The organism is Streptomyces coelicoflavus, assembly GCF_045041415.1.
Taxonomy (GTDB): domain Bacteria; phylum Actinomycetota; class Actinomycetes; order Streptomycetales; family Streptomycetaceae; genus Streptomyces; species Streptomyces coelicoflavus.
Genome location: NZ_CP108218.1, coordinates 7,534,665 through 7,560,658 on the forward strand (window position 1 = coordinate 7,534,665; position 25,994 = coordinate 7,560,658).

The following is a 25,994-nucleotide window of genomic DNA, read 5'->3' on the forward strand; positions in this document are numbered from 1 at the left end:
GGCCGGGCGCTCACGACTGCTCCAGGTACCGGTGGACGAGCATCACGGCCATGGCTCCCTCTCCGACGGCGGACGCGACCCGCTTGGCGGACTCCGCGCGGGCGTCGCCCGCCACGAACACGCCCGGGACGCTGGTCTCCAGGTGGTACGGCGGCCGGTCCAGCTCCCAGTCGGCCGGCGGCCGCCCGTCGGGGGTCAGATCGGGCCCGGCGAGGATGAAGCCCCGCTCGTCGCGCAGCACCGTGCCGTCCAGCCAGCCGGTCAGCGGGGCCGCGCCGATGAACACGAACAGCCACTGCGCGTCGACGAGTTCGGTGGCGCCGCTCTCCGCGTCGCGCAGGGTGAGCCGCTCCAGGTGGCCGTCGCCGTGCGCGCTCTCGACGACGGTGGAGCAGCGCACCCGGATGTTGGGCGTCTCCTCGATCTGCTGGATCAGGTAGTACGACATCGACGCCTCCAGGGAGCCGCCGCGCACCAGCAGCGTCACCGACTTGGCGCCCCGGGCCAGGTACATCGCGGCCTGCCCGGCCGAGTTGGCGCCGCCGACGATGTACACGTCGTGGCCCTGGCAGGAGGCCGCCTCGGTCAGCGCCGAGCCGTAGAACACCCCGCAGCCGGCCAGGTCCTCGGTGCCCGGCGCGGTCAGCTGCCGGTAGGACACGCCGGTCGCCAGGATGACGCTGTGCGCGGCGATCGCCGAGCCGTCCGAGAACCGCACGACGCGCGCCGCGCCGTTCGCCTCCAGGCCGGTCACCTCGCGCGCCGTGAGGATCTCGGCGCCGAACTTCGCCGCCTGCCGCCGGGCCCGCTCGGTGAGCTGGCCGCCGGAGACGCCGTCGGGGAAGCCCAGGTAGTTCTCGATGCGCGAGCTCTGCCCGGCCTGGCCCCCGGTCGCCGACCGCTCCACCAGCACCGTGCGCAGCCCCTCCGAGGCCCCGTACACGGCCGCGCCGAGCCCCGCCGGGCCGCCGCCGATCACCACCAGGTCGTAGAAGTCGGCCGTCGGCGTGGTCGCCAGACCCACCCGGGCCGCCAGCTCGGGCGCCTCCGGCTCCACCAGCGGGGTCCCGTCCGGCGTGACCACCACCGGCAGGCGCTGCCCGTCCTGCCCGGCTGCCGACAGCAGCCGCCGCCCCTCCGGCTCGTCGGCGGAGTACCAGCGGTACGGCACCTGGTTGCGGGCCAGGAACTCCCGGACCTCCGAGGACCGCGCCGACCAGCGGTGCCCGACGACCTTGGTGCTGGGCACCGGCCGGTGGTCGCCGGTGCGCCAGGCCTGGAGCAGGTCGTCCAGGACCGGGTAGAGCTTCTCCTCCGGCGGGTCCCAGGGCTTGAGCAGGTAGTGGTCCAGGTCGACGACGTTGATCGCGTCGATCGCCGCGTTGGTGTCCGCGTACGCCGTCAGCAGCACCCGCCGGGCGCCCGGGTACACGTCCAGGGCCTGTTCGAGGAACTCGATGCCGTTCATCTGCGGCATCCGGTAGTCGGCGAGGATCACGGCCACCAGGTCGCCGCGCAGCTTCAGTTCGCGCAGCGCGTCGAGCGCCGACTCGCCGGACTCCGCGCGCACGATCCGGTACGTGGCGCCGTAGCGCCGCCGCAGGTCGCGGGCGACGGCGCGGGAGACCCCCGGATCGTCGTCCACGGTCATGATGACGGTCCGTGCCTCCGCGTCGGCCTGTGCCATACGTCCCCCACGTCGCGCGGCCGGATTCACGGCACGGCGTCCCCGTCACCGCACCGGCCTGCACCCCATCGTATGTTCGATCGCCGGTCCTCGCTCAGGCAGCGCGGGGGCGCCGCCACCCGCCCGGTGCCCCCTGCGCGGTGACGCGGCGGGCTTGGGGAAGACTGGGCGCCATGAACGACGTGACCGCGACACAGGGAGGGACCCGCATGACGCGCCCGATCACGGCAGGCCTGGACGGTTCGCAGGAGAGCCTGGCCGCACTGGCCTGGGCGGCGAGGGAGGCGGTCCGCCGCGGTGCCCCGCTGCACGTCGTGCACGCCTGGCGGTTCCAGGGACAGGGCGTGGCGGGCACGGTGGAGCGGGAGACCCAGGAGGGGTGGGCGCGGGACGCCCTCGCCGAGGCGGTCGGCACCGTCACCGAGCGGCACCCCGGCCTCACGGTGACGACCGACCTGCGCGAGGGCGACGCGGTGGCGGCCCTGCTCGCCGCCGCGGCCGACGCCGAGACGCTGGTCCTCGGCTCGCGCGGCCACGGACCGGTCGTCGGCTTCCTGCTCGGCTCGGTCGGGCAGCAGGTGATCGCCGAGGCGACCCGGCCGGTCGTCCTCGTGCGCGCCGGTGACGAGGCCGCCGCCGAGGCCGCGGGCCGCGAGGTCGTCGTGGGCCAGCAGGGCGAGCCCGAGGACAGTGCCGACGTCGTCGGGGCCGCGTTCGAGGCGGCCGCCGCCCGGGGCGCCACCGTGCGGGCCGTACGCGCCTGGACCCTGCCGACGGTGTTCACCTACAGCCCCGGCTCCATGGCGCTCGCCGACGAGGCCGGCGGCCTGGAGCAGTACGAGCACAAGGCGCTCGGCGAGGCCCTCGCACCCTGGCGCGAACGCTTCCCGGACGTTCCGGTGGTCGAGCACGTGGAGATGGGCAGCGCCGGCCAGGTGCTGCTGTCGGCCTCCGCGAACGCCCAGTTGGTGGTCGTCGGCCGCCGCGCCCGCCGCAGCGCCGTCGGCGCCCGGATCGGCTCGGTCGCCCACGGCGTGCTGCACCACGCGGAGTGCCCGGTGGCGGTCGTCCCGCACACGTGAGGTCCGGCGGGGGCCGCCGCTCAGTCCGCCGTGGGCCGCAGCGTCCCCCGCGCCCCGGGCAGGATGTTGACGAGGTAGTCCTCGACCGCCGTGTCCAGGCCGATGTCGTGCTGGGCCCGCTCGGAGAGGTACCAGCGGTGCTCCAGCAGCTCGTGGTAGATCTCCGCCGGGTCCATCGCGCCGCGCAGCTCCAGCGGCACGGCGCGCACGGTGGGCCGGAAGACCTCGCGCACCCAGCGGTGGGCGAGGACCTCGGGACGGGCGCCGAGGGGGTCGCCCGGGGCGTAGTCGTCCTGGGTGGCCATCCAGCTCTCCAGGTCGTTGAGCAGCCGCCTGGCCTGGTTCTCCTCGGCGTCCAGCCCGGTCAGGCGCAGCAGCTGGCGCTGGTGGTGACCGGCGTCGACGACCTTGGGCACGAAGGTGACCGCGTCGCCGTTGGAGGCGTGCTCGATCTGCATCTCGGCCACGTCGAAGCCGAGGTCGTTGAGGCGCCGGATCCGGCGTTCGATGTAGTGGTACTTGCCCGCCGGATAGACCGAGGTGCGGGTCAGCTCCTCCCACAGGCTCCGGTAGCGGGCGCAGATCTCCGTACCGAAGTCGACCGGGTCGACGGAGGGGTGCAGCGCCCCGGAGGCCTCCAGGTCGAGCAGTTCGCCACTGATGTTGACCCGGGCCAGGTCGAGGTCGTAGTCGCGCTGCCCGGGGCTCAGCCGCGGGTGCAGCTCGCCGGTCTCGGCGTCGACCAGGTAGGCGGCGTAGGCGCCCGCGTCGCGCCGGAAGAGCGTGTTGGACAGCGAGCAGTCGCCCCAGGCGAACCCGGCCAGGTGCAGCCGGACCAGCAGCACCGCGAGGGCGTCCATCAGCCGGTGCATGGTCGCCGGGCGCAGCGTCGTCTCGAACATCGACCGGTACGGCTGCGACCCGCCCAGGTGCCGGGTGACCAGCACCGGCTCCAGCGCGGCCCCGGCGGCGTCCGTGCGGCCGGTGATCACGGCCAGCGCGTCCACCGCCGGGATGGCGAGCCGGTCCAGGTCGCGCAGCAGCTGGTACTCGCGCAGCGCGGGCCGCTCGGCCAGCTCCTTGACCGCGATGACCTCGTCCCCGGCGCGCGCGTAGCGGACCACGTGCCGGGAGATGCCGCGGGGCAGCGGCACGAGATACTCCTCGGGCCACTGCTCCAGCGGCAGCTGCCAGGGCAGTTCGAGCAGGAGCGCGGGATGCTCCGGGTTGGTGGCGCTGATCTGCAAGGCCATGCCCCGACTCTAGAACGCCCGTTCCCGGGCCAGGTCCGCGGCATCCTTCACCGGCCCCCGGTGGACCGGACCGTGGCCCGGCAGCAGCACGTCGCCCTCCAGACCGGCGATGACGTCGAGCGAGGCGATCGCGCCCGGCCGGTCGTGGTGGAACAGGTCCGGCAGCAGCTGCGGTCCCTCGATCCGTGAGATGGCGTGGCCGCTGACCAGTGCGTCGCCGGAGATCACCACCCCGGCGTCGGGGAGGTGGTAGACGCAGTGTCCGTCGGTGTGCCCGGGGGTGTGCACCGGCACGGGCCGGCCGGGCAGGTCGAGGGCGCCGTCCGCCGGGAAGGCCGCCGGTGCGGTCACCGGGTGCTGCTCGGTGCCGCCGGTGCGCAGCACGTGCGCCATCCACGGCAGCACGCCGGGGCGCCAGGCGTTGCGCAGCACCGTGCCCACCGACACCTGCTGGAGGAAGTCGCGCCGGGCGTGCGGCACCTCGGCCTCGTGCAGCAGGACCGGGGTGCCGTGGGCGGCACGCAGGTACTCGGCCGAGCCCAGGTGGTCGTTGTGGGCGTGGGTGATCAGCACCGCCGCCACCGCCTCGGGCGAACTTCCGACGGCGGCCAGGGAGTCGAGCAGCGCCCGGCGGTCGCCGGGGTATCCGGTGTCGACGAGGGTCACCGCGTCGCCGTCGGTGAGGATGACCCAGTTGGTGTTGCCGCCGTGCACCAGGTAGGTACCGTCGGCCACTTGCCGTACGTCCGCGCTCATGGTCTCCCGCGTTCCAGGTCGGTGGTCCCCGCGCGGGACAGCCAACCAGAAAAGGAGCACGGGCGGTTGCCCGGCCCTCAGCGCACGCCGTGCGGGCGGAACTGGACGCTGATGCGGGGCCCGGCGGCGCGGGTGTTCTTCGGAACGCAGTGCTCCCAGGTGCGCTGGCAGGAGCCGCCCATCACGATCAGGTCGCCGTGGCCCAGCGGGCGGCGCACCGTCTCGCCGCCCCCGCCCGCCGGGCGCAGCAGCAGATCACGGGGCGTGCCGACGGAGAGGATCGCGACCATCGTGTCCTGACGCGCGCCCCGCCCGATCCGGTCGCCGTGCCAGGCGACGCTGTCCCGGCCGTCGCGGTAGTGGCACAGGCCGGCCGTGGTGAAGGGCTCGCCCAGCTCCTCGGCGTAGTGCGCGGACAGGGCGTCGCGCGCCTGAGTCAGCAGGGGGTCCGGCAGCGGGTCGGCCGCGCCGTAGAACGCCAGCAGCCGGGGTACGTCGACGACGCGCTCGTACATCTCGCGCCGCTCGGCGCGCCAGGGGACCTCGGTGGCCAGCCGCTCGAAGAGCGCGTCGGCGCCGCTCAGCCACCCGGGGAGCAGGTCGATCCAGGCACCGGAGCCGAGGCGGGTGCGGCGGAGCCCGTCGAGGGAGCCGAGTCCGACCTCGTCGGTCTGGTCGAAGAGCGAGCCCTGGAGGTGGTGCGTGGTCATGGCACCAGCGTACTCCTTCATCGAAACTGTGTTCTATTTAGTGGGAGGCGCGCGTCCAGGCCCTTTCGATACACCGCTGTATCCGATACATTCGCGCATCGAACGGAACGAAGGGGCCGGGCATGGCGGTGCGGGAGACGAACGGGCGGGTGACCAGACGCCGCGCGCGCACCCGCGCCAACCTCCTGGACGCCGCGTTCGAGGTGTTCGCCGCCAAGGGGTTCGGGCGGGTGTCGATCGAGGAGGTCTGCGAGGCCGCCGGGTACAGCCGCGGCGCCTTCTACTCCAACTTCGACAGCCTCGACGAGCTGTTCTTCGCCCTCTACAGGCAACGGGCCGGCCTGATCGCCGAGCAGGTGTCCGCCGCCCTCGCCTCCGACGGCCCCGGCCTGGACGTGCCGGCCGCCGTGGAGCGCGTCACCGAGGTGCTGCTCCTGGACCGGGACTGGCTCCTGGTGAAGACGGACTTCCTCGTGCACGCCGCCCGCGACCCGGACGTCGCCCGGACCCTGCTGGAGCACCGGGCCCTTCTCAGGCGGGCGATCGCCGACCGGCTCGCCCGGGCCCGCGGACACACCGCCCTGCCCGCCGTGCTGGGTGACGCGGAGCACGCCGCGCACGCCGTGGTCGCCGCGTACGACGGGGTCACCACCCAGCTGCTCCTCGACCGGGACGTCGCACACGCCCGGATCTGGCTGGGACAACTGCTCACCGCGCTGCTCACCGACGGCAGCACGCGTCACTGACCACGGGGTCATCGACACAACAGGAAGGGACGGTCGCCATGGATGCCGACGTCATCGTGGTCGGAGCGGGTCTCGCGGGCCTGGTCGCGGCCCACGAGCTGACCAGCCGGGGGCGGAGGGTGGCCCTGGTCGACCAGGAGAACGCGGCCAACCTCGGCGGGCAGGCCTTCTGGTCCTTCGGCGGCCTCTTCCTCGTCGACTCCCCGGAGCAGCGCCGCCTCGGCGTCAAGGACTCCTTCGACCTGGCCTGGAGCGACTGGCAGGGCAGCGCCGGCTTCGACCGCACCGACGACGAGGACTCCTGGGCGGTGCGCTGGGCGCGGGCCTACGTGGAGTGGGCGGCGGGGGAGAAGCGGTCCTGGCTCGCGGGACACGGCATCACCTTCCTGCCCACCGTCGGCTGGGCCGAGCGCGGCGACCTGAGGGCCGGCGGGCACGGCAACTCCGTGCCCCGGTTCCACATCGCCTGGGGGACCGGCACGGGCGTGGTCGAGCCCTTCGTGCGGTACGCGAAGCAGGCGGTGCGGGACGGGCTGCTCACCTTCCACCACCGCCACCGCGTCGACCACCTGGTCGTCGAGGGCGGCACGGCGCGCGGGGTGCGCGGCACGGTCCTCGCCCCGGACCACTCGCCGCGCGGCGTCGCCTCCAGCCGCGAGGCGGCCGGAGAGTTCGAACTCACCGCCCAGGCCGTCGTCGTCACCTCCGGCGGCATCGGCGCCGACCACGACATCGTCCGCCGCCACTGGCCCGAACGCCTGGGCACCCCGCCCGCCGAGATGGTCACCGGAGTCCCCGCCTACGTCGACGGCCGGATGCTCGGCATCAGCGCCGAGGCGGGCGCCCGCCTGGTCAACCGCGACCGCATGTGGCACTACACGGAGGGCGTGCGCAACTGGGACCCGATCTGGCCCGGCCACGGCATCCGCATCCTGCCCGGACCGTCCTCCATGTGGTTCGACGCGCTGGGCCGCCGGCTGCCCGAGCCGTACCTGCCCGGCTACGACACCCTGGGCACCCTGCGGCACCTGCGCACGGCCGAGGACCTCGCGGGACACGACCACTCCTGGTTCGTCCTCACCCAGAAGATCGTCGAGAAGGAGTTCGCGCTCTCCGGCTCCGAGCAGAACCCCGACATCACCGCCAAGGACCGCGTCGGCTTCCTGCGCGAACGCGTCCTCGGCAAGGGCGCCCCGGCCCCGGTGGACGCGTTCCTGCGCGAGGGCGCCGACTTCGTGACCGCGCCGGACCTGGAGCAACTGGTGGACAGGATGAACCGGTTGACCGACAAGCCACTCCTGGACGCCGCCGCACTCCGGCGCCAGATCGAGGCCCGGGACCTGCAGATGGCCAACCCGTACGCCAAGGACGCCCAGGTGCAGGGCATCCGCAACGCCCGCCGCTACATCGGTGACCGCCTCGGCCGGGTCGCCACCCCGCACCGCATCCTCGACCCGGCCGCGGGCCCGCTGATCGGCGTCAAGCTGCACATCCTCACCCGCAAGACCCTCGGCGGCATCCAGACCGACCTGGACTCCCGCGCCCTGGGCGCCGACGGCACCCCGGTCGAGGGCCTGTACGCGGCCGGCGAGGTGGCCGGCTTCGGCGGGGGAGGGGTGCACGGGTACAACGCGCTGGAGGGCACCTTCCTGGGCGGCTGCCTGTTCTCCGGACGGGCGGCGGGCCGGGCCGCGGCACGGCAGACCGCCTGAGCGGCCAACCGGGCGGCGCGGGCGCCGGGTTACGCCGACCTGCGGCGTACGGCCTCGCGCCGCTTGAGCGCACGGCGCTCCAACTCGCTGGTACCGCCCCAGACACCGAGGGTCTGCCCGGTGTCGAGCGCCCACCGCAGGCACTGCTCCCGGACCGGGCAGGTCCGGCAGACCGCCTTCGCCTGCTCGGTCTGCAAAGCGGCCGGGCCGGTGGTGCCGATCGGGAAGAAGAGGTCGGGGTCCTCCGTCCGGCATGCGGCGTGCTCTCGCCAGTTGTCCATCAAAGTCACCTGCGATCGGTATCGTTCGCGTCCTCGTGCATGGCTTACTCCGTTGCGGGTGACCTGTCGACAGCGGGGTGAAACCGGCCCGGTCCGAGTGAGGCGCCGCGTCCGCCTCCGTGGGTCTACCGGCCCAGCGCGTCCGCGGCCGCCGTGACCACCGCGTCCGCCACCGCGGCCAGAGCCGGGGAGTCGAGCTTCCACTGCTGCCAGTACAGCGTGACGTCCACCGCCAGGTCCGGCGCGAAGCCGACGAGCCGGCCGGTGCGCAGCAGGGGCTCGGCCTGCGGCTGCGGGACCATGCCCCAGCCGAGACCGGTGGCGACCGCCTCGACGAAGCCCTCCGAGGTCGGCACGTAGTGCCGCGCGGCACTCGCGCCACGGTGACCCAGCCGGCGCGCGAAGGAGTCCTGGAAGTCGTCCCGCCGGTCGAAGACCACCACCGGGGCGTCGGCGACGGCCTCCCGCGGCGTCGCCTCCAGGTGCCGCGCGGCGAACTCGGGGGCGGCGCAGGGGAGATAGCGCATCCGGCCCAGCGTCCGGACCGTGCAGCCCGGCACCGGTTCCGGCGACGACGTCACCGCCGCCATCACCACGCCCTCCCGCAGCAGCGTCGCCGTGTGGCCCTCGTCCTCCCGGCGCAGTTCGAAGCAGAGGGCGGGATCCCGGGGGATGCGGGTGAGGGCGGGCAGGAACCAGGTCGCCAGCGAGTCGGCGTTCACCGCCACCGTCACCCGGGTCGGCTCGCCCGCCCCCCGCAGGCCCAGCTCGGCCGAGGCGTCCCGCTCCAGCCGCGCCACCTGCCGGGCCAGCCGCACCAGCACGGCACCGGAGTCGGTCGCCCGCACCGGCTTGGTGCGCAGCAGCAGCACCCGGCCGGTGCGCTGCTCCAGTGCCTTCACCCGCTGGCTGACCGCGGACGGTGTCACGTGCAGGGCGTCGGCGGCCGCGTCGAAGGTGCCCTCGTCCACGACGGCCAGCAGGGTGCGCACATGGTCCAGCGGCAGGTCCGCGAAGGGCGGCGTCATGTCGTCATCACACTGCCTAATGTTACGTAAGAATCTTTAGCTGTACGTCCGGTGATCGCCCGCTTAGCGTCGGGGGCATGAACAGCGCCCTCACGGCAGCCGCCGCCGGCTTCGGCACCGGCCTCTCGCTCATCGTCGCCATCGGCGCCCAGAACGCCTTCGTCCTGCGTCAGGGCATCCGCCGCGACGCCGTCCTCGCCGTGGTCGGCATCTGCGCGCTGTCCGACGCCCTGCTCATCGCCCTCGGCGTCGGCGGAGTGGGCGCCGTGGTGGTGGCCTGGCCGGGCGCGCTGACCGCCGTCGGCTGGATCGGCGGCGCCTTCCTGCTCGGCTACGGCGCCCTGGCCGCCCGGCGGGTGTTCCGCCCGTCCGGCGCGCTGCGGGCGGAGGGCGACGCCGCGGGCTCCCGCCGCCGGGCCGTACTCACCTGCCTGGCGCTGACCTGGCTCAACCCGCACGTCTACCTGGACACCGTGTTCCTGCTGGGCTCCGTCGCCGCCGACCGGGGGCCGCTGCGCTGGACCTTCGGCCTCGGAGCCGCCGCGGCCAGCCTGGTCTGGTTCGCCGCGCTCGGCTTCGGCGCCCGCTACCTCGGCCGCTTCCTGGCCCGGCCCTCGGCCTGGCGGGTCCTCGACGGCCTGGTGGCCGCCACCATGGTCGTCCTCGGCGTCTCCCTGGTCGCCGGGGCCTGAGCGGGCCGGATCCGGCCGCACGCGCCCCAAGGGGCTCGAACGAAGCTGCGATAGTGATCCTCGCAATCGAAAGATGTACCGAGCATGTAGGAAGCGCGTGGACACCAGCGAGAGCAGCGGCGAGAGCGGCACCGAACCGGACGTGAAGGCCACGGCGCCGGACGGGACGCGGCAGCGCGGATGGCGCCGGTGGGCCATGGACACCCGCCCCCTGCGCCGCCCGGCCTACCGCAGGCTGTGGTCCTCGACCATCGTCACGGCCGTCGGCAGCCAGCTCACCGCGGTCGCCGTGCCCAAGCAGATCTACGACATCACCGGCTCCTCGGCCTGGGTCGGCGCCGCGAGTCTCGCCGGGCTGCTGCCGCTCATCGTCTTCGCCCTGTGGGGCGGCGCGGTGGCCGACACCATGGACCGCCGCAAGCTTCTGCTGATCACCAACACCGGCATCGCGGTGACCTCGCTGCTCTTCTGGATACAGGCGGTCACCGGCATGGCGTCGGTGGCCGCGCTGATGCTGCTGCTCGCGCTGCAACAGGCCTTCTGGGGCCTCAACGCCCCGGCCCGCAACGCCTCCATCGCCCGCCTGGTGCCCGAGGACGAGCTGCCCGCCGCCAACGCCCTCGGCTCGACCGTCATGCAGACCGGGCAGGTGGTCGGGCCGCTGCTCGCCGGTGCGCTGATCCCGGTGATCGGACTGCCCGAGCTGTACCTGATCGACGCGCTGGCCCTGTGCGTCACCGTGTGGGCGGTCTACAGGCTCCCCGCGCTGCCCCCGCTCGCGGGCACGGCGGTCCGGCGCGCGGGCGTGCGCGAGGTGGTGGCGGGCTTCCGCTACATCGCCGGGCACAAGGTGCTGCTGCTGTCCTTCCTGGCCGACATCGTCGCCATGGTGTTCGGCATGCCCCGCGCCCTGTTCCCGCAGCTCGCCGCCGAGACGTACGCCCCGTACGGCGAGGGGCTCGCGCTCGGTCTGCTGTTCGCGGCGATCCCCGTCGGCGCCGTGGCCGGCGGGCTGTTCTCCGGAACCTTCTCGCGGGCGCGCCGGCACGGCTGGATGGTGATCGGCGCGGTCGTCGTGTGGGGTGCGGCCATCACCGGCTTCGGCCTGAGCGGCAGCCTGTGGCTCGCGGTGGCGTTCCTGGCCGTGGCCGGGGTCGCCGACATGGTCTCCATGGTGTTCCGCGGGGCGATCCTGCTGTCCGCGGCCACCGACGAGATGCGCGGGCGGATGCAGGGCGTGTTCACCGTCGTCGTGGCGGGCGGCCCGCGGCTGGCCGACGTCCTGCACGGCGGGGCGGGCTCCGCCTTCGGCGCGCGGGAGGCCGTGGCCGGGGGCGGGCTGCTCGTCGTGGCCGTGATGCTGGCGCTGGCCGCCGCGATGCCGGCGCTGCGCCGCTACCGCGTCTGACCGCGCCTCACAGGGCGCCGCGGCCGTGCAGCGCGTAGTGCTCCATGAGCCGGCCCCTGGTGTTCTCCAGCCGGTGCGCGAGGATCTCCGCGACCGAGCGCACCAGCACGATGCCCAGCTGCGGGTCCCGCTCGCACAGGTCGAGCACCGCGTCCGCCTCGAACTCGTAGGCACGCACCGGGCTGAACGCCTCGGCGCCGAAGTCCCACTCGTAGGGCGGGAACAGCCAGGACCAGCCGAGCAGGTCGCCCACCCCGAGACTGGCGACCGTGACCCGCTGCAGGGACGTCACCCGCTGGGTCAGGGAGACCGCGCCGGAGCGGATGACCCAGAAGCGGTCCGCCCTGCCTCCCGCCTCGAAGATCCGGTCGTCCTCCGGGAAGGAGACCTCCTGGGCCAGCTCCATCAGCCGCGCGCGCTGGGGGAGGGGCAGGGCGTTCAGGAGTTTGATCGCTTTGGTCATGGCACGGGGCTCCTCGCCGGCGATTCGGTTCCGGGGCTTTCCCTATGCCCATTTCAGTCGCTGCCGGCGCCCTGAGCACCTCGGCGGACGGCGAATCCCGTACGGATTCCGTGCGAGAACCGGGAACGAGGGGGCGAGGGCGTGCGAAGAGCATGAAAATGCCCTGGCCGGACGGGGGAGGCCGGCCAGGGCCGTAAGCGGTGACCGCGGAGGACATTTCGGTCGACTCCGTCGCCACTTGGATGAACGCTAAACCATCTCCGGGTGTTCCGCGAAACCGGTACCGGGGCGAGTGACCCGTTTCACTCGTCCGCCCCTGGCCCGCTCCTCACTCGCCCGCCCCGGCCCGCTCCTCACTCGTCACGCTCCGCGACCACCCGGATCGTCTCCAGTGCCGGATCGGTCGGGTCCGGCAGGTACATCCCGGCCTCCAGACCGCTGCGCAGATAGCGCAGGACCGGCTCGGCCAGCCGCTCACCCGGCAGCACGGCCGGAATGCCCGGCGGATACGGCGTGATCATCTCCGCCGCGACCCTGCCCGCGGCCCGGTCCAGGGGCACGTCCTCGGTGGGCCCGAAGAAGGCGTCCCTCGGCAGGACCACCTGCGGCATCCGCAGCCGGGCCGGGGACGGCACCTCGACACGCGGCGCGGGCTCCAGGCCGCCGGCGGCGCGGGCCAGGTCCTTGAGGGCGGTGAGCAGTTCGTCCGCGGTCTCCCGGTCGTCGCCGTGGGTGATCTGCGCGCCGATACGGCGGTGGTCGGTGATGTGGGCGACCACGCCGCGGTGCTCGCGCAGCCAGTCCGCCGCCTGGAAACCGGGGATGCCGAGCCCGTCGAGGTCGATGACGACCGGCAGCGGATCGAAGCCGTGGGCCCTGCCGGGGCCGCAGAAGTCGTCGCGGTCGTTGACGTGCATCCCGTCGATCTCCTCGATCGCCGCCCGCACGTCGGCCGCCAGCCGCAGCGCCCCGCCCATCAGCTCCTGGCCGCCGAGTGCCATCTGGCGGCGCCAGCCGTCCAGACCGGCGAAGATCAGTACCGAGGGGCTGGTGGTGCTCAGCAGGTCGGCGCGCATCCCGAGGAGCTTCGGCTGCACCAGGTCGCCGCGCAGATGGAACACGGAGCCCTGCTCCAGACCGCTGCCCATCTTGTGGATGCTGGTCACACAGATGTCGGCGCCCGCGTCCATCGCCCAGGACGGCAGGTCGGGGTGGAAGGGCAGATGCGCGCCCCACGCCTCGTCGACGATCAGCGGCACCGAACGCCGGTGGCATACCTCGGCCACGGCCCGCAGATCGGCGCTCGCGCCGCACGGCGTCGGGCTCGTCACCAGGGCGCCCTTGGCGTCGGGATGGGCGGTGAACGCCTCCTCGAACGCCTCCGCGGACGGCGGATGGGCCAGATGGCGCTCGGCGTCCCACCGCGGTTCGACCCAGACCGGTTCGATGCCGGAAAGGATCAGCCCCGAGACCACGGACTTGTGGGCGTCCCGGCCGATCAGCAGCTTCTCGTGCGGCCCCGCGACGGCCAGCATCGCCGCCTTCACCGACAGGGAGCTCCCGCACGTCGAGAAGAACGTGTGATCGGCGTGGACGGCGTCCGCCATCAGCTCCTGGGCGCGTTGCAGCACCCGCCCCCGGGTGAGCCGGTCGTCCAGCCCGGCCGTCGCCAGCACGTCGCCGTGGAACACCGCGTCGCCCAGCACCTCGCGCACCGCCGGGTCCGCGCCGCGCGCCTGCTTGTGCCCGGGCGGCGTGAACGCCAGCCGCCCCTCGCGGCGGTACTCGACGAGGGCTTCCAGGACCGGTGCGCGGCGGTGATCGGCTGTCATGCCGCCCGGTTTCCCTTCCGGCGGTCCGTCAATCTGTCCCGAGGTCCCTCACCGCGCGTTCCGGCCCGGGGTCAGCACCTCGTCGAGCACCCGCAGGACGGCCTCGTACGCCAGCGTCCGTACGGCGGCCTCCCGCGAGCCCTCCGGGTCGGTCGGCCGCAGCTCCTCGCTGCGCGCCCGCCAGTTGCGTCCCTCCTCCAGGGCACAGGCCCTCGCCCGGTGCATGCGGCGCAGCAGTTCGTCCGAGTCCACAACATCCGTCATGCACTTCGCGTACCCCCGCAGGGCGCCCGGATCCCTTGGGCCGCAAGGAGGACCGAAGGTTTGCCGGTACCGGCAGAGGTCAGCCGACAGTGACGGGGCCGCACGGCGCGCACGCCGGCGAACCGAACCGGACCTACCAGGGAGCCGACGGATGAGCGAGAGGGACACGACCCGACCCGTCGAACGGCGCGGCACGGACCCGCACCACCGGTGCCGGCCGTGCAGGCCCGCCGACGCGCGCAAGGCGGTCGAACACGCCGTCACCGAGTGCCGCGGTCTCCACGGCGCGGCGTCCTGCGACGTGCGCGCCCTGTCGGACGCCGTGCTGGTGGCCTCGGAACTGACCACCAACGCCATCCTGCACGGCGGCGGCATCACCGATTTCCAGGTCGACGTCGTGGGACCCGGAGCGCACCCGGGCGTGCTGCTGTCGGTGTGCGACCGCAGCCACGACCTCCCGGTGGCCGTGCCGCCCACCGACGACCGCGGCCACCGGCGCCTGGGTGGGCGGGGCTGGCCGATCGTCTGCCGGCTGGCCCGCGAGGTGCGCGTGGCAGATCTTCCCTCGGGCGGCAAGTGCATCACCGTCGTCGTTCCGCTGTCCTGATGACTTTTGGAAGAGCGGAGTTTGTTCCACCGGGGCAGGGGCAGTCGCAGATTCGTGCTTCGGACCGGAGGCGCAGCAGCGGGAGCGGTACGGCTGTTTCGGACACTCCGGCTGTGCCGGGGCCACCCCGGACAGCGCCGTTCCCGCGGAAAGTCCCCTGAGACCACCGTTCAGGAGCGAATCCGCATGCTCATAGAAACGCCCACCATCCGTCCCGGTACCCCCCACCCCACCGCCGATTCCTCCGCAGCCCCGGCCCGCCGGCGGCACGACGACGCCCCCGACACCATGGCGCTCTTCGGCCGGCTGGCCGGACTGGCCGACGGGCCCGAACGGGACGCCGTGCGCGACGAACTGGTCACGGCCTGGCTCCCCATGGCCCACCGGATCGCCGGACGGTTCCGGGACCGCGGCGAATCCCTCGAGGACCTCCGCCAGGTGGCGGCGCTCGGCCTGGTCAAGGCCATCGACCGCTTCGACCCCGGCCGGGGAGCCTTCGAGAGCTACGCCGTCCCCACCATCACCGGCGAGGTCAAGCGCCACTTCCGCGACCGGATGTGGGCCCTGCGGGTGCCCCGCCGGGTCCAGGAACTGCGCAACAAGGTGCGCGTCGCCCGCCGGGAACTCGTCCAGAGCCCGGGCAGTCCCGAACCCTCGGTGGCCGCCCTCGCCGCCCACACCGGGCTGACCGAGGAAGAGGTCGGCGCCGGCATGGAGGCGCTGGAGAGCTTCAGCACCCTGTCGCTGGACGCCGAACTGTCGGCCGGCGACGACGGCTACAGCCTCGCGGACACCCTCGGCGCCGCCGACGCCTCGTACGACACCGTGATCGACCGGGAGTCCGCCAAGGAGGGCCTGCGCAGGCTGCCCGAACGTGAGCGCGCCATTCTCTACATGCGCTTCTTCGAGGACATGACGCAGAGCCGGATCGCGGACTGCCTGGGCATCTCGCAGATGCACGTCTCGCGGCTGATCAGCCGCAGCTGCGCCCGCGTGCGCGACGAGGCGATGGGGGAGCGGGCCACCCGCCCCGGCCACGCGGTGCGCACGTGAGGAGCCGGACGGACGACACGCCGGACGGGCCGGGGGACCAGGGAGGGACGAGACGGATGCTGATGCCACACCCCGAGGTACTGCGCAGGCTCCTGGAGGAGTACGAGGCGGCCGCGGTGGACGAGGCCGCGGGCGCGACGGGCGAGCCGGGCCCGCGGACCCGGGACCTGGCCTACACGCTGTGCGTGTCGACCGGTACGCGGGACGTGACGCGGGCCCTGGACGCCGCCCGGCGCCAGCTGGCCGACGCGCTGGAGCCGGCTCCCGCGCAGTCCGCCGCGCCCGCCGGCGTGGCGGACTGACGAGGAACGCACGGACAAGGACGATCAGGGGCGCGATGCCACGACTGCCCGTACCCGCCCGACGGTGTACGGGCAGCCGCACGTCGACAGCCGTACGCCGACGACCGCACGGTGTGCGCACAGGAAGCCGGGGCATCCGGACTCCGGGAGGGGATTCACATGAACGCACGTGTCCTGGCAGTCACCGGACGAGGGCGCGCCCGGCGGGCCGCGAACGGGTCGGCGGCCGAGGGTGCCGCCCGGGCCGGGCTCACCGCCCGCGGCGTCATCTACCTGCTGGTCGGCATCCTGGCCCTGCAGATCGCCTTCGGCACCGGAAACCGGCAGGCGGACCGGGGCGGCGCCCTGGCCGAGCTGTCGGACAAGCCGTTCGGGGCCGTGCTGCTCTGGGCGCTCGGCGCCGGGCTCGTCGGCATGGCGCTGTGGCGGCTGTCCGAGGCGCTCTTCGGCGTCACCGGCAAGGACGGCCACACGGCGCGCAAGCGTCTGCCCGCCGCCGCCCGCTGCGTGTTCTACGCGTTCGTCGCCTACTCCGTACTGGCCTTCGCGGCCGGCGCCGGCGGCAGCGGCTCCAGCGACCGGCAGTCCCGGGACGTCACGGCCAGGGTGATGGAGATACCCGCCGGCCGGTGGCTGGTGGGTGTCGCGGGCGTCGCGATCGTCGTCGCCGGAGCCGTGATCGGCGTACAGGCGGTGCGCCGCAGCTATCACAAGAAGCTGAAGCTCGGCGCGCTGAGCCCCCGTGTCCGGCGGCTGGTCGACGTCACCGGCGTCGGCGGCGGGGTGGCTCGCGGCCTCGTCTTCGCCGGTGCGGGCGCCTTCGCGGTACGGGCCGCAGTCGACTACCAACCCGACCGGGTCAAGGGACTGGACGACACCCTCCGCTCCTTCGCCGACACCCCTCTCGGCCCCTGGCTGCTGGCCCTGGTCGCCGCCGGTCTGGTGCTGTTCGGCGTGTTCTCCTTCACCCTCGCCCGCTGGCGGAGGGTCTGAGCGGCCCGGCACGGGGAACACGGGGCGAATGAACGAACACGAGATTCCTCCGCCGGACGGACGTCCCGTGGACGTCTACCTCGACCTCCTGCGCGTTCGCATGCCGAACGACGACTACCAGCTGCTGCTCAGCGTGGTGGAACCGGTCCTCCAGGCGATCGACGAGCAGCAGATGCCGACCATCGACTTCTCCCTGGACGGGGACAACGCCGAGGCGCTGCCCCAGGAGATCAGGGACGAGGCCGCACTGGTCATCGCCACCGCCGTCACCGGACGTCTCGACAACGAGGTCGTCGAGATCGACACCGACGAGACCGGCCCGGTCCGGGTCGTCACCGACGCGGCCACCGCCTCCGACCCCGAGCGCCTCGGCGAGATCGCCGACTACCTCAAGGAACGCCACCAGCAGAACGAGGAACTGCGCGGCATCGCCGAGGCCAGTGGCCTGCCCAGCGACTTCTGACCCTCACCACCCGGGTGGGACCGTCACCGCTGCGGCGCCCTGACGGGCACACCCAGCGGCCGGGCGAGGCCGACCACTGCCTCGTCCAGCCGCTCCAGGTGCCGCAGCACCCGGCCCGTGATGCGGCCGTACCGCGGCACTCCGGCGGCGTCCGGCTCCAGCAGCGAGGCGATGCTCGGTCCGGTCTCCACCTCCGTCCCCGCGCCGTCGTCGGCGACCTTGGCGGCGATCGCCTCGATGTTGCGCACCGTGCGCCGCACCGCGCCGCGCAGCCGCGGGTCGGCCGCGATCGACGGATGGGTGGGCAGCAGTTCGGCCGTCGCCGCCAGCGACCGCGCGTGATAGGCACAGGTCTCCAGCAGCGCCACCACGTACTGGGCCGTGTCGCGCCGGGCCCGCAGCGGCGTGATCGGGTGGGTCAGCGGCTGGGTGGCGGCGCGCAGATCGCCGAGCGCCTGGTCCAGCTCCCGCGCCGTGTCCAGCAGATCGGCCTCCGGGCCGCCGCTGAGCTGGTCGACGGCACCCTCCGTCACGTCGGTGAGCCGTTCCAGGACCGTGCCGAGCAGTTCGTTCGTACGCCGGTCGGTGCGGATCGGCAGCACCAGCGCCGCCGCCACGATCCCGCAGGCCGCGCCGAGCGCCGTCTCCTCCACCCGCAGCAGCAGCACCGACATGCTGTAGGTGTGCAGCAACGTGTACAGCAGCCCGAGCATCGCGGTGACGAAGAACGACATCAGCGTGTAGGACAGCGGCGCCGTGTAGAACATCGCGAAGATCAGCACCAGCACCAGGCCGAACGCCGTCCAGGTGTGGTTGCCGACCAGACCGGCCAGCACGATGCCCGCCACCACGCCCAGCACGGTGCCCAGCAGCCGACGGTAGCCCTTGACCAGGATCTCACCGGTGGAAGCGGTGTTGATGAAGACGATCCAGCAGGTGAGCACCGCCCAGTACCAGCGCTGCGTGGACAGCAGCTCCCCGCCGGCGATGGCCAGCGACGATCCCACGGCCACCTGCACCGCGGCGCGCGTGGTGGGCCGCCGCAGCCCGGTCTGCTCCTCCTCCGGCGCCGCCTCCTCACCGGCGTCGATGGCCGCGTCCTCGGCGTCCAGCTCCTCACGGGACCTGGCGGTGGCCGGTGAGTCGTCGGACTCGTCCTGCGGTCCGTCCAGCGCGATCCTGAGACCCATGACCGCGCGCGCCGTCTCGCCGATGCCGCGGAACACGTCCTGGACGGCGGCGGTCGCCTCGGGCAGGTTCTCCTCGTCCCGGTAGCCGAGCAGCCGGTTGCGCAGATGGGACAGCGCGGTGCCGCGTGCCTCGGCGGGCGGGCGCAGCACCAGGGCGCGCAGCGCCGTGAGATCGCGGCGCAGCGTCTCCGTGGCCTCGCCGGGTGCCGGCGAATGGCCCACGGTGGGGGCGGGCGCGCCCGGCAGGTGCAGGGTCAGGGTGTCCGCCCGCTCGGCGCTGCGCGCGGTCAGCAGCAGCAGACCGAGTCGCTCGGCGGCGATCTCGGCGTCCGCGATGCGCCGCTGCACCAGGCGTGCCGTGGACGCGTCGGGCGTGCCCTCCTCCAGCCGCGACTGGATCAGAAGGGCCGTCTCGTGCAGGCGCGCGGTGCCGTCGCGCAGCCGCTCCAGCGTCTTGTCGATGGCGTCGGGACCGGCGTCCAGCAACTCGATCTGCGTGGCGATCAGCTGGGCCAGCCGGGCCCGGAACGCCTGCCGCAGCAGGCCCAGGATGCGCGCCGGCGTCGCCGGGACCACCCCGAAACGCACCACCGCGCTGGACGCGAACGCCACCGCGACGGCGGCCCACAGCCCCGGCAGCCCGGACACCTTCCCGCCGACGAACAGCGACACGAAGTAGACCTGGAAGCCGATCAGCCCGAGGGCCGTGCCCCGGTCGCCGAACCGGCGGACGAAGACCGCGCAGAAGATGAGGACGACGAAGAAGGCGTCCCCGATGACGACCCGTGAGGCGAGCAGGGTGCTCAGCGAGACCGAGGCCAGGGCGACGGGCAGGCCGAGCGCCAGCGTGACGGCCTGCGGACCCGGTTCCTTCTCCCGGATGGCGAAGGTCGCGACCATCGCCGTCATGGCGCCCGCCACCAGATGCTTGACGTCCACGCCGGACAGGGCGAGCACACCCAGCGTCAGCGCGATGGCGCCGACCGTCCGCAAGCCCGCCGTCAGCCGCAACAGCCCGGGGTCGGACGCGGCGACGCGGTCGCGCAGCCGTGTCCGCGCCGGGCGTCCCGCTGCCTTCACGCCGCCGAACACTCTCCCGATTCAGCCGGCCCTCACAGCCGGTTCCAGCCATGTCCCGGCCGGTTCACGCCGAGATCCACTTCTCAGCATGTCATGCCCCGGTCCGGCACGGGCCGCGGGGGCGACCGCGGTCACAACTCCGCCCGGTCCGCCCCCTCCACCCGCTCCCGCACCTGTTCCGGCGTCAGATAGGCGTCGGTGTACTCGAAGTCCTTGAGCTTGGCCGGCTTGCGGGCCTGGAAACCGGTGCGTACGAAATCGTCCCCCGCGATCGCGTTCAGCGCCCAGTCGGCCGCCACCCGCGCCTTGGCCACACCCGTGCGCAGCGCCGACCAGTGGTACCCGCGGGCCACCGCCTGCGCGGGCAGGCCCTTCAGCTCGACGCCGAGCGGCTTGGAGACCGCGTCGGCGCCGCCGAGGTCGACGACGAGACCGAGGTCCTTGTGCACGTACGGCCGCATCGGCTGGTTGCGCAGCGTGGCGATGAGGTTCTCGGCGACGTGCCGGCCCTGCCGCATCGCGTGCTGCGCGGTGGGCGGGCAGACGGCACCCTCCTGGCCCTTGGTGAGGTCGGGCACGGCCGCGGAGTCGCCGAGCGCGAACACTCCGTCGTGGTCCGGCAGGCACATCTCCGCGGTGACCGCGAGCCGTCCCTTGACCGTCTCCGCGCCGAGCGTCGCGATCAGCGGGCTCGCGACCACGCCCGCCGTCCAGATCAGCGTGCGGGTGGGCACCACCCGGCCGTCCGTGAAGGTGACCTCCTCCTCCCCGGCCTTGGCGATGGACACACCCAGGGAGATCTCGATGCCGCGCCGCGTGAGGATCCGCTGCGCGTCCCGGCCCAGCTGCTCGCCCAGTTCCGGCATCAGCTTCGGCGCGATGTCGATCAGGTGCCACTTGATCAGGGCCGGGTCCAGCCGCGTGTAGCGCTTGACCGCCGCGTGCGTCAGCCGCTGGAGACACGCCGCGGTCTCGGTGCCCGCGTAGCCGCCGCCCACCACCACGAACTGGAGCCGGGAGGCGCGCTCCACGGGGTCCTCGCTGGCGTCGGCGAGGTCCAGCTGGGAGATGACGTGGTCGCGGACGTACGCGGCCTCCGCGAGCGTCTTCATGCCGAACGCGTGGTCGGTGAGTCCCGGGATGTCGAAGGTGCGGGTGATGCTGCCGGGCGCCAGCACGATGTAGTCGTAGGGCTCGTTGACGATCCGGTCGGTGATGGTGCGCACCACGCAGACCTTCGCCTTGAGGTCCACGCCGATGGCGCCGCCCGGGATGATCCGGGTCCGGTACCTGCTGCTGCGGCGCAACGAGAGCGCGATCGACTGGGGGGTGAGCACCCCGGCGGCGACGTGCGGCAGCAACGGCAGATAGAGCTGGTAGGAGAACGGGGTCACCAGAGTGATCTCGGCCTCGCTCGGCGAGAGCCTGCGTTCCAGACGACGGACGCACTCCACGCCGGCGAAACCTGCGCCGACCACCAGGATCCTGGGTCGTGTCACGGTGTTCATCCCTTCCTGCGGCTCCGGGGCGGTCCGCCGCGAACGCCATTCGCCTGCCCGAGGATCGCCTCTTCGCACCTCGCCGATGTCACCTCGCCCCATGTCACCGTGCCCGGACCGCTTCGGCCAGCCGGGTGCGGCAGGCAGGCGACACGGCCCGGTGCGGGCAGGGGACATGGCCCGGTCACCACCATGCCCCGCCCCGCCCGGGAACGCACCGGGCGGGAGCGAACCGCGTGAAGACGGTGCGGTGTCAGTCGCGACCGCGCAGGTGACACAGCAGGAGACACACGTCGTCGTCGCGTTCGGAGTCGCTGAGCATCGGACGCAGGATCCCCTCCGCCGAACCCTCCAGATCGGCGTCCAGCTCGGCCGGTCCGAACGACCCGAGCGCCTGCGCCAGCCGCGCGATGCCCGGGTCTATGCCGCGGGCGCGGCGCTCCACCAGACCGTCCGTGTACAGCGCGAGCGTCGAACCGGGCGCCATGGGCACCGTGTGGTCCGCGATCTCCTGCCGCATCGGGATGCCGAGCATCGCACCGGGCTTCGCGTCCAGGGTGCGGACCCGTCCGTCCGGGGTACGCAGCACCGGCGGCGGATGTCCGGCCGCCGCCCAGGTCACGCTCGGGTCGTCGGGGTGGAAGCGCGCGATGACGGCGGTGGCGAACAGGTCGGGCTGGAGGTGGTGCAGGAAGGTGTGCAGACGGGTCAGCAACTGCCCGGGGCTGCCGCCGTCCACCGCGTAGGCGCGCAGGGCGGTGCGCAGCTGACTCATCATCACCGCCGCCCGCAGCCCGTGCCCGGTGACGTCCCCGACCACGGCGATGACACCGCCGTCCGGCTGCCGGAAGGCGTCGTACCAGTCGCCGCCGATGTTCAGCCCGTGGGTGGCCGGCAGATAGCGCGCGGCCAGCGTGAGTCCGGGCGGGGCCGGCAACTCGGTCAGCAGGGCCCGTTGCAGCGTCTCGGCGATGTCACGGTTGTGCTGGTAGCGCTGGGCGTGGTCGATCGCGATGCTGGCCCGCCGGGTCAGCTCGACCAGCATGACGGCGTCGTCCGGGTCCCAGCGCTCCCCGGGCGGGGACAGGGTCACCACACCCAGCGGTGCCTGCCGCGTCGGCAGCGGGATGCACAGCAGGGGCCGCTCCGGGGCCAGTGCCGAGGGCGGCTGGTCGTCGACGCCGGGCAGCCCGCCGGGGTGCGCGGCGGCGTACTGCGGCCGTCCGGTGCGGGCGGCGACCACCGCGGCGGCCGCGTGGGCGGGGCCCGGCCGGTCGCCGTCCTGGTCGAACAGCCAGATGTCCACGCTCGCCGCGTACTCCGGCACCAGCAGCTCCGGCAGCCGGCGCACGATCTCGTGATGGTCCAGCGACGCCGTCAGCACCGCGCTCGCGTCGGCCAGGAAGGTCAGCCTGCGCCGGGCGTTCTCCGCCTCGGTACGCGCCTTGCGCTCGGCGGCGAACGCCTCGCGCTGGGCCCGTCCGGCGGCGTCCAGTTCGGCGTGCAGCGCCACCACGCCCTGGTTCGTCTGCTGCAACTCCTCCCGGTGGAAGTCGACCAGGTCCTCCTGCTCGGTGAGCCGCTCCAGGACCAGCGCCGTGTCCTCGTCGGCCCCCAGCAGGGCCTGAGCCAGCTCCGCCGGGTCGTCCACCACGCCGTCGGTGCGGACGTCCGGCGCCGCTTCCGGGCACGGCACCGTGACCCGCCACGGCGGCTGCCCGGCGGCGGCCGCCTCGGGCGACGGCGTCACCACGGCGTGCAGCACCTGCCCCCCGGCTCCCGCGGCCGGGCGGGAGTCGGGGCCGGTCTCCAGGGTGAGCCGCCAGGTGCCGCCCTTGGTCAGGCACAGTCGCAGCTGTGCGCCGAGCGAGGCCGTCAGCCGCGTCCGCTCCACGGGCGGCACGCCGCAGGCCGTCGCCAGCCGCGCGGTGGCGATGCGCGCCAGGGCCGCGTCGGTGACGTCGCTGATCTGCCAGGTTCGGGTCATGGGCCATCCGGCGGGGTCGGGGCCAGCACGGCGACGGCGGTGTCGTCCCGCACGGGCCGGGCCGGGCTGCTGGCGTCACGGATCGTCACGGCGGCGGTCACCGCCGGGTCGGCCGAGGTGCGGCACGTGTCGGACGTCGGCGACCACCGGCTCGGCAGACCGTCGCTGTGCAGGACCAGCACCCGGTCGTCCGCCCAGGCCGACTCCTCCTCGCGCAGCGTGGTGGGCCGGTGGGTGCCGACGATGCCGGGGCGCGACACCAGATGCCGCCAGGTGCCGCCCTCGCACAGCCGCGCCCCGATGTTGCCGACACCGGTGAACCTGAGCACCGACGCCCGCGTGTCGACCTGGGCCACCGCGACGGCCGCGCCGCGGGTGCCGGACAGCGCCCGGTCGAGCCGCCGTACCACTTCGGCCGGCGCCAGGTGGGCCGAGCCCCGCAGCGCCTCCACGGCGGCGGTCGAGGCATGGGCCGCCTCCGGGCCGTGACCGAGACCGTCGGCCAGCATCAGCGTGACGAGGTCCCCGTCCCGGACCCAGGCCCAGGCGTCGCCCGAGTACTCGGCGCCGCCGAACGGGACGTTCACCGCGCCGGCCCGCAGCCGGCCCGCCGGTCCGGGATCGAAGGCGCGGATCTCGGGCACCGGGCCCACCCGGGCGACGACGACCGTGCCCCGGCCGGGGACGCTGTGCAGGTCGAAGTCGTCGGCGAGGCGCGCACAGGTGCCGAGCCCCGCACCGAGGGAGCCCGTGGTGGTGAAGCCGTCACGCAGCGCGGCGGACACGTCGGCGATCCCGGGGCCGTGGTCGACCGTGGCGATCTGCACCCGCGGCGCCGTGCTCCGGCCGGCCGCGAGGACGGGCGGGGCCACCACGTCGACGACGACCCGGCCGCCCCCGGCGTGCTTGAGCAGGTTGGTGGCCAGCTCGGTCGCCACCAGTGCCGCCGTCGAGGTCCGCTGCTCGTCGAGACCGGCCAGGGCCGCCGCGTGCTCCGCGGCCACCCGGGCGTCGCGCACCCGGGTCGAGTCGTGCACCGGTACGTCCCACACGCGGGGCATCAGGACTCCTCACGCGGGCGGGGCGGCCGGCCCACCCAGGACGTCACCCGCACCGTCGTCCCGGCGCCCGGCGTGCTCTCGATCCCGAACTCGTGCACCAGACGCCGGGCACCGCCCAGCCCCATGCCCAGACCGCCGCCGGAGGTGAAGCCGTCGCTGAGCGCCTGCTCCAGGTCCGGGATGCCGGGCCCCTCGTCGCTGAAGGTCAGCCGCAGCCCGTGCGTGGTGCCCTCGACGAGCGGCTCCGTCTCCATGGTGCCGCCACCGCCGTACACGAGCGTGTTGCGGGCCAGTTCACTGGCCGCCGTGACCAGCTTGGTCTGGTCCACCAGGCCGAAGCCGAGCTGGGCGGCCGCCTGCCGCACATGCTGTCGCACCCACACCAGATCCATGTCCGAACGGATCGGCAGGCGGGCCTGGGAGCCCGCGGCAGTGTGCATCACAAACGCTCCTGGCCGAGTCCGCCGAAGCGGGACGACGGGGCCTGCTGCCTGAGAACCTCCATGGCCACCTCGGTACTGAGCGCGGTGTGCACGCCCGGCAGCGTCAGGCCCAGCTCGACCAGCGTGATGGCGACCGCCGGACGCATGCCGACCAGCACGGTCCGCGCGGCCAGCAGGCCGGTCTGTCCGGCGATCTCGGCCAGGATCCGGCCGAGAAAGGAGTCGACGATCTCCACGCCGGAGACGTCGATGATCACGCCCGTGGCACCGCTGCGCACGATCGTCTCGGCGAGGTCCTCCTGGAGCTGCTGCGCGGTGCTGTCGTGCAGATCGCCCTGAAGCGTGACCAGAAGGACCTCACCGAGCCGGAGCACCGGAACATGCCCTGTCACCGGAGCCCCCTGGGCCCCGGGAAACCCCTGGCTCACCGTGCGACCGAACCGTTCGTGCCGGGCGTGGTGATGCCGACCCCGAGCTGGTGCAGCACGTATCCCAGCGCGTCGGCGAGGCTCGCCCGGGTGACCACCGTGCCGAGGTCCAGGCCCAGGTGGACCATGGTCTGCGCGATCGCGGGCCGGATGCCGGAGACGATGCACTCGGCGCCCATCAGCCGGGCCGCTGCGACCGTCTTCATCAGGTGCTGCGCCACCAGCGAGTCCACGGTCGGAACGCCGGTGATGTCGAGGATCGCGTAGCGCGCCTGCTGCTCGACGATGGACTCCAGCAGGGTCTCCATCACCACCTGGCTGCGCGCGCTGTCCAGCGTGCCGATCAGCGGCACGGCCACGATGCCGTCCCACAGCTTGATGACCGGCGTGGCCACCTCGAGCAGCTGAAGCCGCTGGCGGTCGATGAGCTCCTGCCCCTCGCTCAGCGCCGTCTGCATGACCACGACCCGCAGCGTGCCCATCAGCACGTTCAGTGTGGTGACACAGGACCGCACGTGTTCGACCGCGGCATCCTCCGGCAGATCGGCCACGAGGAGGTTCTCGACGGGCGGACGCAGCGCGGCCAGCTCGCTCGACACCTGGGCGGTGCTCAGCCCGGCGCGCGAGCGGGCCGCGCCCATCCGCGCCAACTGCTCGCGCACCGCCGTGAATCCGGCGGCGTCCGGGTCCTCCGCCCGCGCCGCGTCCGCCACTTGCGCCAGCGCGTCCACGACGGCCTTGCCCGCCTCGACCGCCTCGTCGCGCGAGACGGTGAACACCGCCCGGAACAAGGGCTCGTCCGCCCACCGCTGGGCGATCTGCTCACCACGACGCCGCAGAAAGTCCCTGACCTCGCGCGTCGGCGCTCCCGCGGTTCCCTCGGCCTGCTCCGGCACCTGTCCCACTCCTCATCCGCGTTGCGCCGCACCCGCCCCCACGGGACGGCGTGCCGGCGACGTGACTCTGCCGGGCGA

26 protein-coding genes are annotated in these 25,994 nt (G+C 73.6%); 10 read left to right on the forward strand and 16 right to left on the reverse strand.

Going from position 1 to position 25,994, the window contains the following annotated elements:
* Positions 1-10: 10 nt before the first annotated feature.
* The gene (locus OHA99_RS33960; protein WP_153181260.1) at positions 11-1,687 is read right to left on the reverse strand and encodes an FAD-dependent oxidoreductase; all 1,677 of its coding nucleotides are present in this window, start codon (positions 1,685-1,687) and stop codon (positions 11-13) included.
* Positions 1,688-1,896: 209 nt separating this feature from the next.
* Here OHA99_RS33960 and OHA99_RS33965 point away from each other — a divergent pair, with 209 nt between their 5' ends.
* Positions 1,897-2,769: a universal stress protein gene (locus OHA99_RS33965; RefSeq protein ID WP_194280206.1), complete on the forward strand. Its 873-nt coding sequence runs from the start codon at positions 1,897-1,899 to the stop codon at positions 2,767-2,769.
* Positions 2,770-2,789: 20 nt separating this feature from the next.
* Here OHA99_RS33965 and OHA99_RS33970 read toward each other — a convergent pair whose 3' ends face one another.
* The 3 genes from OHA99_RS33970 to OHA99_RS33980 all read right to left on the reverse strand — a co-directional run bounded on the left by OHA99_RS33970 (position 2,790) and on the right by OHA99_RS33980 (position 5,488).
* Positions 2,790-4,022, reverse strand: coding sequence for a DUF4032 domain-containing protein (locus tag OHA99_RS33970; RefSeq protein WP_153181262.1), 1,233 nt, complete (start codon positions 4,020-4,022; stop codon positions 2,790-2,792).
* Between the two features lie 9 nt (positions 4,023-4,031).
* The gene (locus OHA99_RS33975; RefSeq protein ID WP_153181263.1) at positions 4,032-4,778 is read right to left on the reverse strand and encodes an MBL fold metallo-hydrolase; all 747 of its coding nucleotides are present in this window, start codon (positions 4,776-4,778) and stop codon (positions 4,032-4,034) included.
* Positions 4,779-4,855: 77 nt separating this feature from the next.
* On the reverse strand, positions 4,856-5,488 hold the full coding sequence (locus tag OHA99_RS33980) for an alpha-ketoglutarate-dependent dioxygenase AlkB (protein WP_405698653.1): 633 nt from the start codon (positions 5,486-5,488) through the stop codon (positions 4,856-4,858).
* A gap of 122 nt (positions 5,489-5,610) precedes the next feature.
* Here OHA99_RS33980 and OHA99_RS33985 point away from each other — a divergent pair, with 122 nt between their 5' ends.
* On the forward strand, positions 5,611-6,234 hold the full coding sequence (locus OHA99_RS33985; protein ID WP_405698655.1) for a TetR/AcrR family transcriptional regulator: 624 nt from the start codon (positions 5,611-5,613) through the stop codon (positions 6,232-6,234).
* A 38-nt stretch (positions 6,235-6,272) separates the two neighbouring features.
* A complete protein-coding gene (locus OHA99_RS33990) occupies positions 6,273-7,946 on the forward strand; it encodes an FAD-binding dehydrogenase (protein WP_366473261.1) in 1,674 nt (557 codons plus the stop codon).
* A 29-nt stretch (positions 7,947-7,975) separates the two neighbouring features.
* Here the strand turns inward: OHA99_RS33990 and OHA99_RS33995 are convergent, their stop codons facing one another.
* A complete protein-coding gene (locus OHA99_RS33995) occupies positions 7,976-8,227 on the reverse strand; it encodes a WhiB family transcriptional regulator (protein WP_054100096.1) in 252 nt (83 codons plus the stop codon).
* 125 nt (positions 8,228-8,352) lie between these two features.
* Positions 8,353-9,255, reverse strand: coding sequence for a LysR family transcriptional regulator ArgP (locus tag OHA99_RS34000; protein ID WP_366473260.1), 903 nt, complete (start codon positions 9,253-9,255; stop codon positions 8,353-8,355).
* A 77-nt stretch (positions 9,256-9,332) separates the two neighbouring features.
* On the opposite strand from OHA99_RS34000, the gene OHA99_RS34005 reads away from it, so the two are divergent.
* Both OHA99_RS34005 and OHA99_RS34010 read left to right on the forward strand, forming a co-directional pair.
* Positions 9,333-9,947, forward strand: a complete 615-nt coding sequence (locus tag OHA99_RS34005; protein WP_153181268.1) for a LysE/ArgO family amino acid transporter — start codon at positions 9,333-9,335, stop codon at positions 9,945-9,947.
* 97 nt (positions 9,948-10,044) lie between these two features.
* Positions 10,045-11,355 carry an MFS transporter gene (locus OHA99_RS34010; RefSeq protein WP_228126259.1) on the forward strand — a complete coding sequence of 437 codons (1,311 nt, stop codon included), beginning with the start codon at positions 10,045-10,047 and terminating at the stop codon, positions 11,353-11,355.
* A 7-nt stretch (positions 11,356-11,362) separates the two neighbouring features.
* Here OHA99_RS34010 and OHA99_RS34015 read toward each other — a convergent pair whose 3' ends face one another.
* The 3 genes from OHA99_RS34015 to OHA99_RS34025 all read right to left on the reverse strand — a co-directional run bounded on the left by OHA99_RS34015 (position 11,363) and on the right by OHA99_RS34025 (position 13,914).
* Entirely contained in the window at positions 11,363-11,818 is a 456-nt protein-coding gene (locus OHA99_RS34015; RefSeq protein ID WP_153181270.1) for a cyclic nucleotide-binding domain-containing protein, read from the reverse strand.
* A 353-nt stretch (positions 11,819-12,171) separates the two neighbouring features.
* The gene (locus tag OHA99_RS34020) at positions 12,172-13,650 is read right to left on the reverse strand and encodes an aminotransferase class I/II-fold pyridoxal phosphate-dependent enzyme (RefSeq protein WP_405698657.1); all 1,479 of its coding nucleotides are present in this window, start codon (positions 13,648-13,650) and stop codon (positions 12,172-12,174) included.
* A gap of 48 nt (positions 13,651-13,698) precedes the next feature.
* Positions 13,699-13,914, reverse strand: a complete 216-nt coding sequence (locus OHA99_RS34025; RefSeq protein ID WP_366473259.1) for a hypothetical protein — start codon at positions 13,912-13,914, stop codon at positions 13,699-13,701.
* 151 nt (positions 13,915-14,065) lie between these two features.
* Between OHA99_RS34025 and OHA99_RS34030 the strand changes: the two genes are divergently transcribed.
* From OHA99_RS34030 to OHA99_RS34050, 5 genes are all read left to right on the forward strand, one after another.
* Entirely contained in the window at positions 14,066-14,521 is a 456-nt protein-coding gene (locus OHA99_RS34030) for an ATP-binding protein (protein WP_153181272.1), read from the forward strand.
* Between the two features lie 186 nt (positions 14,522-14,707).
* Positions 14,708-15,574, forward strand: a complete 867-nt coding sequence (locus OHA99_RS34035; protein ID WP_153181273.1) for a SigB/SigF/SigG family RNA polymerase sigma factor — start codon at positions 14,708-14,710, stop codon at positions 15,572-15,574.
* 56 nt (positions 15,575-15,630) lie between these two features.
* Positions 15,631-15,876, forward strand: a complete 246-nt coding sequence (locus OHA99_RS34040; RefSeq protein WP_153181274.1) for a DUF5133 domain-containing protein — start codon at positions 15,631-15,633, stop codon at positions 15,874-15,876.
* 159 nt (positions 15,877-16,035) lie between these two features.
* Complete coding sequence (locus OHA99_RS34045; RefSeq protein ID WP_165686865.1) at positions 16,036-16,869, forward strand: DUF1206 domain-containing protein; 834 nt, start codon at positions 16,036-16,038, stop codon at positions 16,867-16,869.
* Between the two features lie 28 nt (positions 16,870-16,897).
* On the forward strand, positions 16,898-17,332 hold the full coding sequence (locus OHA99_RS34050; RefSeq protein WP_042825638.1) for a hypothetical protein: 435 nt from the start codon (positions 16,898-16,900) through the stop codon (positions 17,330-17,332).
* Positions 17,333-17,355: 23 nt separating this feature from the next.
* On the opposite strand, the gene OHA99_RS34055 is transcribed toward OHA99_RS34050, so the two are convergent.
* From OHA99_RS34055 to OHA99_RS34085, 7 genes are all read right to left on the reverse strand, one after another.
* Positions 17,356-19,602: an FUSC family protein gene (locus tag OHA99_RS34055; RefSeq protein WP_194280207.1), complete on the reverse strand. Its 2,247-nt coding sequence runs from the start codon at positions 19,600-19,602 to the stop codon at positions 17,356-17,358.
* Between the two features lie 131 nt (positions 19,603-19,733).
* On the reverse strand, positions 19,734-21,110 hold the full coding sequence (locus OHA99_RS34060; RefSeq protein WP_194280208.1) for an NAD(P)/FAD-dependent oxidoreductase: 1,377 nt from the start codon (positions 21,108-21,110) through the stop codon (positions 19,734-19,736).
* A 244-nt stretch (positions 21,111-21,354) separates the two neighbouring features.
* Positions 21,355-23,088, reverse strand: coding sequence for a PP2C family protein-serine/threonine phosphatase (locus OHA99_RS34065; protein ID WP_153181277.1), 1,734 nt, complete (start codon positions 23,086-23,088; stop codon positions 21,355-21,357).
* Positions 23,085-24,149 carry an ATP-binding SpoIIE family protein phosphatase gene (locus OHA99_RS34070; RefSeq protein WP_153181278.1) on the reverse strand — a complete coding sequence of 355 codons (1,065 nt, stop codon included), beginning with the start codon at positions 24,147-24,149 and terminating at the stop codon, positions 23,085-23,087. The genes OHA99_RS34065 and OHA99_RS34070 overlap by 4 nt, the downstream gene beginning before the upstream one ends.
* Complete coding sequence (locus OHA99_RS34075; protein ID WP_007446573.1) at positions 24,149-24,589, reverse strand: anti-sigma regulatory factor; 441 nt, start codon at positions 24,587-24,589, stop codon at positions 24,149-24,151. The genes OHA99_RS34070 and OHA99_RS34075 overlap by 1 nt, the downstream gene beginning before the upstream one ends.
* Positions 24,589-25,020 (reverse strand): STAS domain-containing protein, encoded by a 432-nt coding sequence (locus tag OHA99_RS34080; RefSeq protein WP_051005889.1) that lies wholly within the window; start codon positions 25,018-25,020, stop codon positions 24,589-24,591. Before OHA99_RS34080 ends, OHA99_RS34075 begins: the two co-directional genes overlap by 1 nt.
* Complete coding sequence (locus tag OHA99_RS34085; RefSeq protein WP_153181279.1) at positions 25,017-25,916, reverse strand: STAS domain-containing protein; 900 nt, start codon at positions 25,914-25,916, stop codon at positions 25,017-25,019. Before OHA99_RS34085 ends, OHA99_RS34080 begins: the two co-directional genes overlap by 4 nt.
* Between the last annotated feature and the right edge of the window lie 78 nt (positions 25,917-25,994).